Here is a 17,512-nt window from a genome sequence, read left to right on the forward strand (position 1 = left end):
TATGAAAAAAAATAAATTATTATCTAAATCATATAAAATAGCTATTCTCCTTTTAACAGCAATTAGTGGTTTAAGTTTAACATCACTAATTAAAAATGTTAATCAAAATAATACTGTTATTAGATTCTATCAAGATGGTAGCGCAAATAGTGGATCTACTAGTGAAAATGGAAATAATGACACAAGTAATGGAAATGATAATACTACAAATTCTACAGATCCATTAACACCTAAAATTTCAGATCAATTTGATACTTTTAAAGAAAAAGCAGAAAAAAGCATTAAAGAAACTTTAGAAAAAGTTCAAAAAAAGGCAATTGAAACTATTGAACAAGAATTAGGCAAATTAAAAAAATTAGATGAAAGCACTGAAAAATCAGAACAATATTTTAAAAATTTGCAAAAAAGAGTTTATTTAACTGAATTAAAAAAGCATTTTAGTAATAAAGATGAATTTGAGAAGGAAGCATCAAAATATGGTTTTGATATTACTTTTCCTAAAGTTATAGCAAATGATAAAAAAGTAGATACAGCTATAGTTAAATTTAATGGTAAAACATACAATAATATAAAGGTATCACCTGACGAAGCAGAAAGAGATTATACAAAAGTAGTTGAAAAAGATAAACAAGATGGTGTTGAAAAAAATAAAAAAGAACAAGAAAATGTTATAACTAGTCATAGATTTGATGCTTTATTGAGTAATTATTCACAAAGTTTGTTATCTAAATTAAAAGATATTATTTATAAAGAAGAACAGGATTTACCAGAATTTGGTAAAGACATATTTTTTAGTCAAAAAAATTCAAATGAATCTAATACTTCAACAAATGAATCTGGTAATACAACAAATATTGATGGTTATACTATTGTGTTGAAAAAAGAGCACAAAACTTGACAAGATTATATTAAAACTAAAATTAAAAATAGATTTGTTGATTTTGATTTAAATCAAAATCAAGCTTTTCAGTTTAACACTCAAACTAGTAATTCAAGTAAACCAACCCCACCAAATCTTCCTGACATAAATAAAAAACCATTAGATCCAACAGAAAAAAGAGATCAAAATTCAGTTGAATATGCTGAACAACTTCCAAGATTACAACCAATTTTAAGATGAAGCTATGCAGATAAGGACAAAAGTTCTATAAAAAGTACTTTTAATGCATCTACTGAAGAAAAAGAACCTATTTTTTTCTTTATTAATCCTGTTAACACAAGATTTAAATATCATGTTACTTCACTAAATGATGATGGAACAGCTGTTGTTAAAATTAAAGACCAAGTAAAAGACGTTGAAAGAACTTATTATACATCTAAATTAACTTATAATGCAGATCCTAGATTTACCTTTATTTTAGAAAATTTATCTAAAAAAATCGAAGCAAAATTCTTACAACTTTATAAAGCCTTATTATTAGATGAAAAAATTAATTATGTAGATTTGAACAATGATCATTTACAAACTAGTTTATTTGGTTTAGTAAATTTAGCTACTAGAATAGTTAGTGATACTAAATACTCACATAATGTTTTATATAATATAGCAACTAGTAAATATCAATCATTAAATGATATTAGTAGTGATGATGATTATGCTAGTTGAATTAATAAAGTATCAAATCAAGCGTTTTCAAGATTATTACATGCAATTAGTGCTTCACAATTAAATAATCAAAATAATCCATGAACAGTTCTTACAGCTGGATTTAAAAGTGTTCAAGAAATTTATCAAGAACTAGCAAGAGTTAGTGGTACTAGAGAAGCAATTATTAAAAAAGCTAATGAATTTAATATAGACCTAAAACATCTAGATCAATTATATGACTATTTAGACACTTCAATATTAAAAGCACAAACTAGTGCAAATCAAATTGGTAAGGCTTTAAATATTTTAAGTTGATATGATGATTTTACAAATCATATTAAAGATACTTCTGAACACTCAGCTTTATTAAAAGTTTTAACTGATACTTCAGAAATTAAAAATAATGAAGAAAAAGTTAAAGAGTTTCAAGAAAGTTATCAAAGTGCTATTAAAAAACTAGAAGATAATAATAGAGAAAATAAAAGACCTTTAATAATTATTAGTTCATTATTTATTGCTCTTTCATTATTGTTCATTATAGCAAACACTTTAGTATTTCTAATTAAAGCAAAACGTAGTAATAATAAAAATGCTAAATTAACATTTATTATTTCAACTACAATTTCAACAATTATTACTATATCTTCAATTATTTTATTAATAATAGGATTGAAAGGATAAAACAATGAATTTAAAAACAAATAGCAAACATACATTACCTAAAATTAGTGCAATTTATGATTACATTGTCGAAGTTAAAGGTGAGTTTGACTATAAACAACAACAAATTTTTACTTCTAAAAAAAATAAAGAAGCAAGATTATTTTTAATTAGTGCTACAAGTGACACTGCATATTTATTGGCTAATTTGCAAGCTTTAAAATTAACTATTAATGATGAATTAGAATTATTAGATAGTACAAATGAAGTCTTTACTTCAAGTGAATATTTTGGAAAAGTAATTGATATTTATGGAAATATCATTTTACCTGAACAAAAAACAGTAGTTAAAAAACCTGAAGATATTTCAAGTGAAGTTTTTAAATTAAGTCATGATTTAATGAAAGTTCAAAGATTAAATGAACAATTATATACTGGTTTAGCTGCTATTGATTTATTAATTCCAATTGGAAAGGGTCAACGTGAATTGATTGTTGGAGATCGCCAAACAGGTAAAACTCATATAGCTTTAAATACTATTATTAATCAATCTGCTAGAAATATTAAATGTGTATATGTTGCTATTGGTCAAAAAAAAGAAAGCATTTCAAGAATTTATAATATTTTACAACAACATGATGCTTTAAAAAACACAATTATACTTGATGCGCCTGCTAATAGTAGTTATGAACAATATTTAGCCCCATACATTGGAATGACACATGCTGAAAATATTTCAAATACCAATGATGTTTTAATTATTTTTGACGACTTAACAAAACATGCAAACATTTTTAGAGAAATTGCTTTATTAAGTAATCGTCCTGTTGGAAAAGAAGCAATGCCTGGTGATATGTTTTTTGCTCATTCTCAATTACTAGAACGTGCTGGATCATATAAAAATAAAAAGACTATCACAGCATTACCAATTATTCAAACTATTGATAATGATATTACTAGTTTAATTGCTTCAAATGTAATTTCTATTACTGATGGTCAAATTGTTACAAGTAGTAAATTGTTTTCTCAAGGAATTTTACCTGCTGTTGATATTGATTTTTCAGTTTCAAGAACTGGTGGAAGTGTACAAGACAAAACTATACGCCAAATAGCTGGTGAAATTAACAAGACATATAGAAAATATAAAAGACAATTAAAATTATCGATGCTAGATTATAACTTAAATAGTGAAGTTAGTGATTTAATGTATAAAGGTAAAATGATTGATAAATTGTTTACTTCAAAGGGATTTAGCATATTTTCATACAATTTTATTTTAATAATGACTAAAATCATTAATTGATCATTAATCAAGGATATTAAAGACGAACAAAAAGCTTTAAAATTTATTGATGAATTAATTAATAATAGTAATGATGGAAAAAAACAATTTGAAATTATCAAATCAGGAAATAATTATGATGATAAAATGATGAAAAATTACTTCTTATTTGCTTTAAAACAATATTCTGATTATGTTGGATTAAACTGAGAAATTGATAATGAATATGATTTCTTATCATTAGATCAAAGTTTTTTAGAAAAAACTGCTAAAAAGTTAGGAGATAAATAATGAACGGAAAAATCTTAAGTATATCAGGTGATGTAATTGAAGTTCAATTTGAACCAAGTAATTTACCTTCAATTAATCACTTATTAACAACTCATGATAATCAAACATATTTACTAGTAAAAAGTGTTATTAATGACACTAATATTAAAGCAATCATCATTTATGCATATAAACAAATTTCATTAAGCGATATTATTATTAATACTAAGAAAAGCTTTATGGTTCCAGTTGGAAATAGTGCTAAAAACAATATTTTTAGTTTTACAGGAATTTCATTAAATAATCCTCATAATGATAAACAAGAATATGTTGAAATGAACTCAACTATTAATAATAAAAGAGAATTAAGTAGTGAATTTGAATTAATTGAAACTGGTATTAAAGCTATTGACTTTTTTATTCCTATTTTTAAAGGTTTTAAATTGGGAATTTTTGGTGGAGCTGGTGTTGGTAAAACAGTTTTAATGAAAGAAATTATTTTTAATGTTAATAACAAATATAAAAAGACTTCAAATATTTTTATTGGATCAGGTGAACGTTCAAGAGAAGGTATTGAACTTTATGATGAACTAACTGAATCTAATTTAATGAAAAATTCAACTATGTTTGTTTCTAAAATGAACGAATCTCCAGGAGCACGTATGTCAATTGTTCCAATTGGAGTTACTGCTGCTGAATATTTAAGAGATGTTAAAAAAGAAGATGTTTTATTATTTATTGATAATATTTATCGTTTTATTCAAGCAGAAAATGAAGTAAGTGCTACACTTGGTAAAAAACCTTCAGTTGGTGGATATCAATCTACTTTAGAAAGTGATGTTGCAAATATTCAAGATCGTTTATTTAAAAATAAAAATGGAGCTATTACTTCATTTCAAACTGTGTTCTTACCAATGGATGATTTAAGTGATCCATCAGCTGTAGCTGTATTTAATCACTTGGATTCAAATCTAGTTTTATCAAGAGATCAAGCTGCAAAAAACATTCTTCCAGCTTTTGATCCACTAGCAAGTTCTTCTAGTTCAGTTGATGAAACTTTAATTGGTAAAAAACACTTTAATGCAATTATTGAAGTTAAAAGAATTTTAAAAGCTTATAAAGATTTAGAAGATGTTATTTTAATTTTAGGATTTGATGAATTAGATGCTGAAAGTAAAATCTTAGTTAAAAAAGCTTTACAATTAGAAAACTTCTTTACTCAATATTTCTTTATGACTGAACAATTTACAAAACAAAAAGGTCAATATGTACCTTTAAATGAAACAATTGATAGTGTTATTAGAATTATTGAAGGTAAATATATTAAACAATCTCCTGAAATTTTTTCATATATTGGATCAGCTTTAGATTTAAAAACTGATGAAGAGTTAGGATTATAATTTTAGATAATAAAAGCAAGACTTTATGTCTTGCTTTTTATATTAATTAATTTATTATTCTTTTGTAATTTTTGTAAATTTAAACTTGTCTTGTTTATCTCTCTGATAAATAAATGTGTATTTAGATTGAGAGTTATTATTTTTATTTTTAACTTTAGCAATGACAGTTTCACTTAATAATTGGTTAAATTTATTTTTCTTTTGATTTTTAAATTCAAAACTAATTTCAACACTATTTCAATTTGTTTTAATTTCTATTGATTTGTTTACTGTTGAAATAATTTTAGAAATTTGGTTTATAGCATTTTGTGATTTATCATCTTTTTTATCTAAATTAACATTAAACACTTTAGTTAATAATGCGTAAATTAAAGAATCTTTTCCTATTGGATTATTTTTATCAAAAGTTCAACCTAAAATTTCTAAAGTTTTTTCTGGATTATTTTTTAGGATTTCTAGTAAGTGTATTTTACCACTAGTATTAATGTCTTTAACTTTATAAGTATAGTTATCCATTAATTTAGCAACTTCAGTTAAACTTGTTAAGTTAATATTTGAATCTTTAACTTGATCTATTTTTTCATTACCTTTAACATCTAAATCATTTAGTAATGAATCTAAAATATCAGTAATTGATTGTTCTTGTAATGATTTAGAAATTGGTTGATCTTTTCATCAAGTTTCATTTATTTTATTAAGTGGAGTAGTTAGTAAACCCTTTAAGTTAAATTCTTTAACATTTTTAAAGATTTTGTCATAACCATTTTCTAATGTAGTTAAAAATCCTCTAATTGTAGCAAACGGAATACTTTGTGTATCAACTTTTACTTCAGTTAATATCTTAATTAATGTTTTTCTAAAGACTTTAAACATTTCATTAACTTTATTTACTAAAAATACTTGTCCTGCATATAAATCTTTAAATGAATTTACAGCAGGTTTTTCACCCCCGCTATATAAAATAGGAAATGCAACTGCTAAAACTTTATTTATTAATGGAATAAGTAAAAATGGTAAGAAACCTAATTGTGCTGCTATTTCAGGTGGAAGTAGTTTAGTATTTTTTTGTATGCTTTCTATAATTACAGGTAAACCCTTAGCAAATAATGTTGTTAGACATTTATTTAAGTTATTTTCTCCTGTTAATAAACTACTTAAAGTGAACGAAATTCATTTATATAATTGTTGAATTAAAGTATCTACAACTTTTTGAATTTGATCATCAGTAGTTTCTTTTGATATTAATGCTAGCAAAGGTTTAAGTTTTTCATTTAATGCTTGTTTTGCTAAGTCAGCTAGTATAGTTAATGATGGATGAGCTTTGCTATTATCATAATATTCTTTTGAATCATCTTTAGAACTATCTTCTGAATATTCAACTTTATTTGATGTTAAAAATAAAATTCCTAGTAGTTTTTGTAGTTCAAACCCATCTTTTTTAGTTTCATCTTTTAGTTCATCAACAGCTTTTTTAATAAATGAAAAAATGTATTTTATATTAATAGATGATTGTTTATCTTTAGTAACTTCTTTTATAGTTTTACTATTATAAATAGATTTAATAAATTCTTCATTTTTCTTAGAAGCGCTAAATAAATTAGTATATGAGTTAGGAGTATAGTCTCTTGCTTCTTCAAATAAGCTAAGTTTTATTTGTAAGAATTGTAGAGATTGCAGAATATAAGCAACAATATTTCATTCTTGTCCATTTTTAGGTTTTGCAGGACCATTTAATGCTTTAGTCAATGCTTCACTAGCTTGCTTTAATGACTTGGAAGCTTCACTAGTTTTTAATTCAATTGGTGTGTAACTAGATCCAACTGTGCTTAAACCTATAGCATTAGATAAGCTTACATAAAATGCATTATCTAAATCTTCAACTTTTAAGTCTTTAAATTTATTATTAACATCAATTTTTTCTTGAAAAGCTTTAACTTCATCTTCAAATTTAATACTTGTATTAGACAATTTTTCTAGTCCATCTTTTAAATAAGGCTTAACTTTTTGAAAGAACGATTTTAAAGTACTGTTAACTGAATCAAAATCACTTAATAAAAACATTGGATTTAAATTAGTAGTTAATTCCAATACTTTTAAAATATCATCACTTAATTTATCTATATCACTTGTTCCCAATCCAATTAATTTAAAAATTTCATCAAATAAAGGAGTTTTTATTTTTTTAGTTTGATTATCTAATTTAATTTTTGAATCTAAAACATCTTTTGATAAATATGAATCTTTTACAAAGTAATGATCAAAAAGACCATTTAATGTTGTTATATTACTGATACTCTTATCAGTATTTTCTAATGTTAAATTATTTTCTTTTAATAAATCACTAAGTGATTTATTATTGTTTTTATTTTTAATTTCATTTAAGTTAACTTTTAGTTGGTCTGCTAAAATAATTTCTTTAGCAAATAAACTAGCAGTTGAGTGAGTATTTGCTATCGAATTATTAGTGTCAAATTTCTTTTCTTTAACATGGCAGGCAATTATTGGTAAACTAGCAGTTGTTATCATCATAAAAGAAGATAACATTGCAATTAATTTCTTCATAATTTCTCCTATGTAAAACAATATAAAAAATGCTTTACATTAAGATGTTGCCAATAAAAGTAGTCTAAAAGTAAAAAATAACATAAATATAAAAAAGATTCAATAATTTTTATCAAATATGAACTACATTTCATAACATAATTCATTTTTAAAATTTTTTATTTTCTAATAAGTTCATCAATTTAACAACAATAAGCAATAAAAAAGCAAGACCTTATAATATTTAAGATCTTGCAGTTTTAGTTAATAATGATTATTGATTAATTTTTTGAGATTTTTGTAAATTTGAATTTAGATTGTTTATCTCTAGCATAACTAAATGTGTATTTAGTTTGAGAGTTATTAACTTTATTTTTAACTGTAGCTATCATAGTTTCAGATAATAATTGGTTCGAACTATTTTTATTAGTATTAGTAAAGCTAAATGTAATTAATAGATCAGATTCATTTAGTTGAGTAACAAGTCATTTGTTTAGTAGACTAGTAACTTTTGCAAATTGGTTTAAAGCATTTTCTGTTTTATTCTTTCTATCATTCATTTTAAAATTAAAGACTTTAGATAATAAAGTATCTAACAGTGAGCCTTTACCAATTGGATTGTTTTTATCTGAGGTTCATCCTAAAATTTGTAAAGCTTTATCTGGATTTTCTTTTAAAAGCTCAATTAGTTGAGTTTTACTACTATTAACTCCTTTTGCTTTGTATGAATAATTATTAATTAATGAAACAACTTCAGTTAAAGCTGTTAGGTTAATATTTGAACTTTCTAAGCTTTCTAGTTTTTCATTACCTTGAACGTTTAAAGTTGTTAGTAATGTATCTAAAATATCAGCTACAGATTTACTTTGTAATGGTTTAGCAAATCTTCTATCTTTTCATTTTGATTCATCCATTTTATTAAGTGGAGTAGTTAATAAAGTTTTTAAATTGAAAGTTTTAACATTACCAAATAGTTCATTAAATGGTTTAATTACAAATTTTTCAGCATATTCTGTAACAACTTTAGTATCAAATTGTTTAGAGACTTCAGCAAATATTTCTCCATCAGGGTTTTTAGCTATATTATCTAAAACTCCTTTTAAGTTATTAATAAAAGTTTTGACTTTATTAATATCAAATATTGATCCTGAATAAATTTCTTTAAATGCGTTTTGATTTGAATTTAATTTAAATTCTACTACTGGAATAACTTCTTTTATTAGTGAAGGTAATTCATCACCTTGTGTTAAAAATGAGAATAAAAAACTATTAACTAAAGCTGGTAAAAATGGTATAAATAATTGAAAATCAGCAGGGATAACATTTTTATCAATAATTTCACTTTCAAATAATTTTTCTAATATAGTTTGAAAAATTTGATTTTCTTTAAAAATTTCATTAAAAGATTTAGCTAAACTTTTACCATTTAAAAGATCATTTGCTGTTAGTGTTAATCATTTAGTTAAAATATCTAAACTTTTAGTTAATACACTTATTTTATCTTTTTTAGATTTAAATTTGTTATTTAATTGACTTTCTAAAATTCTTTGTAATAGATAAAAAAGTGGTGAACTTTTGTTTTCTTCAACAAATTTTTTAGAATCTTCTACAAATTCATTAGTACTATTGTATTTTTTATAAGTAACTTCATCAGCAGTTAAGAATAACATAGCTAATAATTTTTGTAATTCATAACCATCTTTTTGGTTTTTATCTTTTAGTTCTTGAACTGGTTTTTTAAAAAAAGATAATAAGTATTTTAAATTAATAGATGATGGTTTTCTCTTGCTTATTGATTCTATATTTTGATCTTTATAAAGATCTTTTATAAATTGTTGATTTTGCTTAGTATTATCAAATAATTTATCTGCAGATGTTGGTTTATGATCTCTAGCATTTTCAAATAAACTTAATTTTAATTGTAAGAATTGAAGTGCTTGTAGAACATAAGAAACTACTTTTAATTCATTTGTCTTATTAGGTTGAGCTGAAGAACTTAGTATTTTGTTTAATGCATCTCCAGCGTTTTTTAGTGAATCAAATACATTATTAGTTTTTAGTTCTACTTCTTTAAAATCTTTTGTTGATAATGCTAAGCCTACAGCATTAACTAAACTTACATAAAAAGCAACATCTAAATCTTTAGCTTTTAGATCTTTATATTTTTTATTTACATCAATTTCATCTTGAAAGGCTTTAATACTTTTAGCTAAACCTTCTTTTGGGGTGCTTAAAGTTTTTATTCAATTTGAAAAAGTTGGTTTAAGTTTTTCAAAGAATGTGTTTAAAGCACTATCAATTTCTTTAAAATTAGTAAAAACAAACATTGGATTTAAACTAATTGTTAAATCTAAAATTTTTGTAATATCATCACTAAAATTATTTAATTCAGTTTTACCTAATCCAACTAATTGAAAAATTTCTTTAAATAAAAAATTAGATGAGTTATTTTTTAAATTTAGTTTGATTTTAGAATCTAACACTTTTTTGTATGAATCTTTTTCAAAATATTGATTTAAAAGATTTTCAAATGTGTTTATATTACTGATGCTCTTATCAGTATTTTCTAATGTTAAATTGTTTTCTTTTAATAAATCACTAAGTGACTTTTTATTGTTTTTATTTTTAATTTCACTCAATTGAACTTTTAATTGATCTGCTAAAATTAATTCTTTAGCAAATAAACTAACAGTTGAGTGAGCATTTGTTATCGAGTTATTATTTTTTAATAAAAAATAATGTTTTATTAATTATTAATTTTTAGTAATTTTTGTAAATCTAAACTTATCATCTTTAGTATTTCTAGAATAATTAAAGATATATTTAGTTGTAGATTTATTTTTATTATTTACAAATTTAGCTTCTAATTGTTGAGAAACTAATTGGTTAAATTTATTTTTCTTATCATCTAAAAATGTATAAGAAATATTAAATTTATTTTCATTAAATTCAGTATTTAATGAATTATTAACAGATAATAAGAATTTTGATAATAAATTAATAGTATTTTCAGAATTATCATTTTTATCATTAACTTTAATATTTAAACCTTTAGAAAATACTATATCTAGTAGTGAGTTTTGTCCTATTGGTTTATTTTTATCTGAAGTTCACCCTAGAATTTGTAAAGCTTTATCTGGATTTTCTTTTAAAATATCAATTAAATTAGTTTTTTTATTGTAATTAATGTTAGATACTTGATATTTATAATTTTCAATAGTTGAAATTATGTCAGTTAAACTAGTTAGATTTATATTTGTACTTTGTAGATTTTCTATTTTTTCATTACCTTTAACATCTAAATCTTTTAATAATTTATCTAAATTATCAGCAATAGATATATTTTGATATTCTTTAGCAAATGATTTATCTTTTCATCAAGATTCATTCATTTTGTTAAGTGGAGTAGTTAATAGAGTTTTTAAATTAAAGTGTTGAATATTTTTAAAGATTGATTCGTAGTTATTTGCAAAACTAGTAAAGTAAAACTGCATTGTAGAAAACGGAATATCTTTAGTTTTTATTGGTATATAACTACTAAATGTTTTTAAAAGACCTTCTATTTTTTCTTTAAAAGTTTTAAACATGTCATTAGTTTTGTTAACTAAAAAAACATCTCCGCTATAAAGAATTTTAAAGGAATTTTTATTAGTTTTATTATCTATTGTTATTGGAAAAGCAACGTTTAAAGTTGGTGTTATTATCTGTTGAAACAATATAGGGAAGGCAAAGTCTTTAAATTTTATTATTTCATCACTTAAAAGTTTTGTTTCATTTTGAAGTATTACAACTATAGAAGGTAATACTTTAACAAATAAAGCGCTTAACGATTCATAGAAACTTTTTGTTCCAGTTAATAAATTAACTGTTGTATATGATAACCATTTATAAAAATATGGAATTGAATGTTCAATCAATCTTTTAACATTTTCTTCTTTAATTGTTTTACTAATTAATAAAGGACTAAGTTTTTTTATTAGAAAATTCTTAGAAAGAATAGATAGTAAATAAATTGATGGATGTGCTTTTTTATTATTGTAATATTCTGTTGGATCATCAACTTTAAAACTTTTTGTTGTATATTCAACTTTTTCAGTTGATAAGAATAACATTGCTAATAATTTTTGCAATTGATATCCATCTTTTTTAGAACTATCTTTTAATTCATCAACTGGTTTTTTAAAAAAAGAAAGTAGGTACTTTAAATTAATAGATGATGATCTATTTTCAGTTATTTTACCTATTGTTTTTTCTTTATAAAGTTCTTTAATAAATTCTTGGTTAGTTTTGTCTTTATTAAATAAGTTATTAGGTGATATAGGTTCATATTCTTTAGTATTATCAAATAAACTTAGTTTTAATTGTAAAAATTGAAGAGCTTGTAAAACATAACTAACAATTTCTCACTCTTTATTTTTTTCAAGCCCCTTTTTATCATTTAAAATAGAGGCTAAATTTTCACTAGCTTTTTGTAATGAATCATTAGTTTTATTAACATCTAATTCAATTGCTTTATAAGTTTTAGAAGATAACCCTAAACCTATAGCATTAATTAAACTAGTATAAAAAGCTTTATCAAGATCTTCTAATTTAAGATCTTTATACTTTTTATTAACATCAACTTTTTCTTGAAAATCTTTAATGTTTTTAATTAGACTTTGATCTGGTTTAGATAATGATTCTAATCAAGTTTTTAAATTAGGTTTAAGTTTTTCAAACATTTCTTTTAATAAAGAATCAATATTTGAAAAATGACTAAACATAAACATAGGATTTAGTTTAGAAGTTAATTCTAAGATTCTACTAATATCATTACTAGTTTTTTCAGTATCACTTATATCTAGGCTAAGTAATTTAAAAATTTCATTTAATATAGAATTTTTTAAACTCTTATTAGAGTCAAGTTTTATACTTTTATCAATAACTTTTTTATATGAATTTTCATCAAAATATTTGTTAATAAATTGACTAGTTGATTTTAATGAACTTGAAGTTAGTTCATTTTTATCAATTAATAAGTTATTTTTATTAGTTAATAATTCTAGATCTTTATTTTTATTTAAAAACTTTAATTTCTTGAAAATTTAGTTGTAGCTGATCTGCTAAAATAAAATCTTTAGCAAATAAACTAGCAGCAGTTTTTGTATTTATTAGTGAGTTGTTAGACTCAAATTTGTGTTCTTTTTTATGACAAGCAATTACTGGTAAACTAGCTGTGCTTATTATCAACATTGATGATAAAATCGCAATTAATTTCTTCATAATTCCTCCTGTATAAAACTTAAAATCGGTTAGGATAAAAGTTTTATACTTTGTTGTTTTACAATAAAACAGAAAAAAATGCAAAATTTTTTATTAATTAAAGTTTTAAAAAATAAAATGATTAACTTTATTTTTAATATTTTAAAATTAATATAGTAAAGATGATAAAGAGGTTTTATGAATAAAGTAATTTATTTAGCTACAACTAATAAAAATAAAGTAAAAGAGTTTAGTGAAATTTTAAAAGGATATCAAATCAAAAGTTTATTAGATATACCAGAATATGTTGAAATAGAAGAAAATAAAAAGACATTTAAACAAAATGCTTTATTAAAAGCAAAACACTTAGCTAAATATATCAATGGAGTGGCAATTGGAGATGATACTGGAATTTGTGTTAAAGCTTTAAATAATTTTCCAGGAATTTATTCTAAAAGATGAGCTTATCCTTTAACTAATCATTATGATATATGCAATAAATTATTAGATAAACTAAAACATATAAATCAATTACATAAAAGAAAAGCTTATATGACAACAGCTATTGCTTTATATGATTCAATAACTAAAAAACAATTTGTTTATCAATCAATAGCTAAAGGTTATATTGATTTTGATATTAAAAAAAGTGATTTTGGATTTGGTTATGATTTTATTTTTATTCCTAAAGGTTATGATAGACCTTATTCATTAATGAGTAGTGAGTTAAAAAATCAAATTTCAGCTAGAAAAAAAGCAATAGATAAACTAATACAATATATTGATAATGTAAAATAATTAAGGATTTATATGAATAAAAGAAAAATTAATATTGTTTTATATCAACCAGAAATTGCTCAAAATGTTGGAGCAATTATGAGAACTTGTGTAGCTATTAATGCAAGATTACATATAATTGAACCATTAGGTTTTATTTTTGATGATCGTCATTTATCAAGATCAAGTGCAAATGAGTATAAATATGTTGATTGTATTAGATATGATGATTGAAATGATTTTATAACTAAACATAAAAATATCACCTTATTTTGTTTATCTAGATATGGTCAAAAACCAATTTCTGATTTTGATTTTTCAAAAATTAATGATAATGTTTATTTAGTATTTGGAAAAGAATCAACTGGAATTGCAAAACCAATTTTAAAAGAACATTACAATACAACTTTTAGAATACCAATGATAAGTGAGACTAGAAGTTTAAATATTGCAAATACTGTTGGAATTGCTAGTTATGAAGTTTTAAGACAATGAGACTATTTAGATTTAGTTAAATACGAAACTCAAAAAGGTAAAGATTATATTTTAAGTGAACGTTGAAAAGGAATTGAAGAATAATGAATAATTATCCATATATTTTATCTGATCTTGATGGAACTGTTTGTTTAAAAGATTTTTCTATTAGTAAAAAAACTATTAAAGTAATTAAAAAATATCAAAAATTAAGTAATAATCGTTTTTCGTTTTGTACAGGAAGAGTTGATGGTGCTAATAAAAAAATAGCAAAACAACTAAAAGTTAATTTACCTGTAATTTCTTGTAATGGGGCTTTAATTTCTAATTTAAAGACTAATGAAGTTTTACATGCTGATTATTTAAATAATAAGTTAGCAAGTGAGTTATTTAAATTAGCTTATGAACATAATATTGATATTGTTGGATATACTCATAATACAATGATTGGAACTTTTAATTCTGAAAGAGTAATTTCTTGACAAAATTATATGAATAAAACTAAGAAAAAATATCATTGAGAAATTAAAAAGTATAACGATTTATTAGAAATTTCAAATGAATTAAAAAATAACAATTTAAAAATTGTTGAAGTAATTATTAGTTTACAAAATCTTTCAGATGACAAAGCTGAAGAAAAATTAAATTTAATTAAAGAATGTATTAAAGATAAATTTGATCTAGTTCAATCACTACCAAAATTATTTAACATTATGAAAAAGAAAGTTAATAAGTTATCTGGTTTAAAACATTTAGCTAAAGCTTTAGATATTAATTACAAAGATATTATTGTGTTTGGAGATAATCATAATGATATTGAAATGGTTAAAGGTGTTAAACAAGGATATTGTGTTGAAAATAGTGTTGATGAGCTTAAAAAAGTTGCATTTAAAATTTGTGATAGTTTAGAAAATGATGGAGTAGCTAAACAAATAGAACAGATTATTAAAGAAGTTCAAAATAAAAAATAGGTTTATTCTTAGCTTTTTGATTAGTATACTTAATTGGAAATATTTTAATAATTTAAGACCAAAAGGTCTTTTTTATTTTTTTAGCACTCACTATATGCAATTGCTAAAAATATGTTACAATAGAAATAGTTAAAAACAGATTTTAACTTAAAGGAGCTGAGATAGTGGAATTTCAAGAAAAAGGAAAAGTAACTGATGCTTTAAAAAAATATACAAGAGATCTAACAAAAGATGCTAAAGATAATAAATTAGATCCTGTTATTGGAAGAGAAGAAGAAATTTCTCGTGTTATTCAAATACTATCTAGAAAAACAAAAAATAATCCAGTTTTAATTGGTGAACCAGGAGTTGGTAAAACTGCTATTGTTGAAGGATTAGCTCAACGTATTGTTAAAGGTGATGTGCCAACATTATTAAAAAACAAACGTATATTAGAACTTGATATGGGTAGTTTAATGGCTGGAGCTATGTATATGGGAGATTATGAATCTCGTGTTAAATCAGTTGTTAATGAAATTCAAAAATCTAATGGTGAAATTATTTTATTTATTGATGAACTACACTTAATAGTTGGAGCTGGAAAAACTGGAAATAATAGTGGAATGGATGTTTCTAACTTATTAAAACCAGCTTTAGCTAGAGGTGAATTAAAAGCAATTGGTTCAACTACTTTAAATGAATATCGTCAATATATAGAAAAAGATGCTGCTTTAGAAAGAAGATTTCAAAGAGTTCTAGTTAATGAACCAACTGTTGATCAAACTATTTCAATTTTAAGAGGTTTAAAAGATCGATTTGAAACTTATCATGGAGTAAGAATTCATGATAATGCCTTAGTTTCAGCTGCTAAGCTATCTAGTAGATATATAACTGATAGATATTTACCAGATAAAGCTATTGATTTAGTTGATGAGGCTTGTGCTTCTATTAAAACAGAATTAGCAAGTGTCCCAATTGAACTAGATCAAGTAAATAGAAAAGTAATGCAATTAGAAATTGAAACTTCTGCTTTAGAAAAAGAAAAAGATGATAAATCTAAAGAAAGATGACAAGAAGCTAAAAAAGAATTAGATAGTTTAAAAATTGAACAAGCTAATTTAAATCAAAAATGAGAAAAAGAAAAAGAACAATTGAATAAGATTAATTCAGTAAAATCAAGTATTGAAAACTTAAAACAAGAATTAGAAACTGCTCAAAATGATGGAAATTATAAAAGAGCTGGAGAAATTCAATACTCATTATTACCATCACTTGAAAAAAGTTTAGTTTTATTTGAAATACAATCTGGAACAAAAATGATTTCAGAAGAAGTAACTGAGCAAGAAATTGCAAAAGTTGTTTCTAAATCAACAGGAATTTTAGTTGATAAACTAATTTCTTCAGAAAAAGAAAGACTTTTAAATCTTGAAGATCTACTAAAAAAATATGTTAAAGGTCAAGATCAAGCAATTAAAGCAGTTACTTCAGCAATTATGAGAAGTAGAAGTGGAATTAAAAATCCAGATAAACCAATTGGTAGTTTTCTATTTTTAGGACCAACTGGAGTGGGAAAAACTGAAGTTGCAAGAAGCTTAGCAGATATTTTATTTAATTCACCTAAAAAAATGATCAGACTTGATATGAGTGAATATATGGAAAAACATTCTGTTGCTAAACTAATTGGTGCTCCTCCTGGGTATGTTGGGTATGAAGAAGGAGGAAGACTAACTGAAGCTGTAAGAAGAAATCCTTATTCAATTATTTTATTTGATGAAATTGAAAAAGCTCATAGTGATGTATTTAACATCTTATTACAAATACTAGATGATGGAAGATTAACAGATTCATTAGGAAAAACTATAGATTTTAAAAATACAATTATTGTTATGACTTCAAATATAGCTAGTCAATACTTACTAACTTCAGATGATTATGTGCAAATTGATGATCAAAAAATTCAAGCAGAATTAAATCAAACTTTTAGACCTGAGTTTTTAAATAGAATTGATAATATTGTTTATTTTAATGCTTTATCAGTGCAAACAATTGGTGAAATTGTAGATAAACTTTTAGATGAATTAATTACAAGATTACAAGATGAACAAAACTACTTTATTAATTTTTCAGAAGAAGCTAGAAACAAAATTATTAATGAAGGTTATGATAGATTATTTGGAGCAAGACCTATTAAAAGATATATTGAAAAAAATATTGAAACTTTAATAGCACATTATATTATTAGTGGTTTAATAAGCGAAAGTACTAGATATCTAATTGATGTTGAAAATAACCAATTTGTTTTAGAAGAATTTAAACAATTTAATTAGTT

General features: G+C 23.4%; 9 protein-coding genes and 1 pseudogene. 7 read left to right on the forward strand and 3 right to left on the reverse strand.

Annotated features, from left to right (window positions below):
- Position 1: 1 nt before the first annotated feature.
- Genes MSB_RS01800 through MSB_RS01810 form a run of 3 tightly spaced genes read left to right on the forward strand, consistent with a single transcriptional unit; the run spans position 2 to position 5,200 of the window.
- On the forward strand, positions 2-2,269 hold the full coding sequence (locus MSB_RS01800) for an MSC_0620 family F1-like ATPase-associated subunit (protein ID WP_013447673.1): 2,268 nt from the start codon (positions 2-4) through the stop codon (positions 2,267-2,269).
- A 4-nt stretch (positions 2,270-2,273) separates the two neighbouring features.
- Positions 2,274-3,821 carry an MSC_0619 family F1-like ATPase alpha subunit gene (locus MSB_RS01805; RefSeq protein WP_013447674.1) on the forward strand — a complete coding sequence of 516 codons (1,548 nt, stop codon included), beginning with the start codon at positions 2,274-2,276 and terminating at the stop codon, positions 3,819-3,821.
- Positions 3,821-5,200, forward strand: coding sequence for an MSC_0618 family F1-like ATPase beta subunit (locus MSB_RS01810; RefSeq protein WP_013447675.1), 1,380 nt, complete (start codon positions 3,821-3,823; stop codon positions 5,198-5,200). The genes MSB_RS01805 and MSB_RS01810 overlap by 1 nt, the downstream gene beginning before the upstream one ends.
- Before the next feature lie 54 nt (positions 5,201-5,254).
- Here MSB_RS01810 and MSB_RS01815 read toward each other — a convergent pair whose 3' ends face one another.
- The 3 genes and pseudogenes from MSB_RS01815 to MSB_RS01825 all read right to left on the reverse strand — a co-directional run bounded on the left by MSB_RS01815 (position 5,255) and on the right by MSB_RS01825 (position 13,003).
- The gene (locus MSB_RS01815) at positions 5,255-7,762 is read right to left on the reverse strand and encodes an MOLPALP family lipoprotein (RefSeq protein ID WP_013447676.1); all 2,508 of its coding nucleotides are present in this window, start codon (positions 7,760-7,762) and stop codon (positions 5,255-5,257) included.
- 260 nt (positions 7,763-8,022) lie between these two features.
- Positions 8,023-10,491, reverse strand: coding sequence for an MOLPALP family lipoprotein (locus MSB_RS01820; protein ID WP_334198801.1), 2,469 nt, complete (start codon positions 10,489-10,491; stop codon positions 8,023-8,025).
- Positions 10,492-10,494: 3 nt separating this feature from the next.
- A pseudogene (locus MSB_RS01825) lies at positions 10,495-13,003 on the reverse strand (MOLPALP family lipoprotein).
- A 177-nt stretch (positions 13,004-13,180) separates the two neighbouring features.
- Between MSB_RS01825 and rdgB the strand changes: the two are divergent.
- From rdgB to MSB_RS01850, 4 genes are all read left to right on the forward strand, one after another.
- Positions 13,181-13,780: an RdgB/HAM1 family non-canonical purine NTP pyrophosphatase gene (rdgB, locus tag MSB_RS01835; RefSeq protein WP_013447681.1), complete on the forward strand. Its 600-nt coding sequence runs from the start codon at positions 13,181-13,183 to the stop codon at positions 13,778-13,780.
- Between the two features lie 12 nt (positions 13,781-13,792).
- Positions 13,793-14,338, forward strand: coding sequence for a tRNA (cytidine(34)-2'-O)-methyltransferase (locus tag MSB_RS01840; RefSeq protein ID WP_013447682.1), 546 nt, complete (start codon positions 13,793-13,795; stop codon positions 14,336-14,338).
- A complete protein-coding gene (locus tag MSB_RS01845) occupies positions 14,338-15,204 on the forward strand; it encodes a Cof-type HAD-IIB family hydrolase (RefSeq protein WP_013447683.1) in 867 nt (288 codons plus the stop codon). Before MSB_RS01840 ends, MSB_RS01845 begins: the two co-directional genes overlap by 1 nt.
- 164 nt (positions 15,205-15,368) lie before the next feature.
- Positions 15,369-17,510: an ATP-dependent Clp protease ATP-binding subunit gene (locus MSB_RS01850; RefSeq protein WP_013447684.1), complete on the forward strand. Its 2,142-nt coding sequence runs from the start codon at positions 15,369-15,371 to the stop codon at positions 17,508-17,510.
- Positions 17,511-17,512 lie beyond the last annotated feature (2 nt).

Origin of the sequence: Mycoplasma leachii PG50 (assembly GCF_000183365.1) — a bacterium.
Lineage (GTDB): Bacteria > Bacillota_I > Bacilli_A > Mycoplasmatales > Mycoplasmataceae > Mycoplasma > Mycoplasma leachii.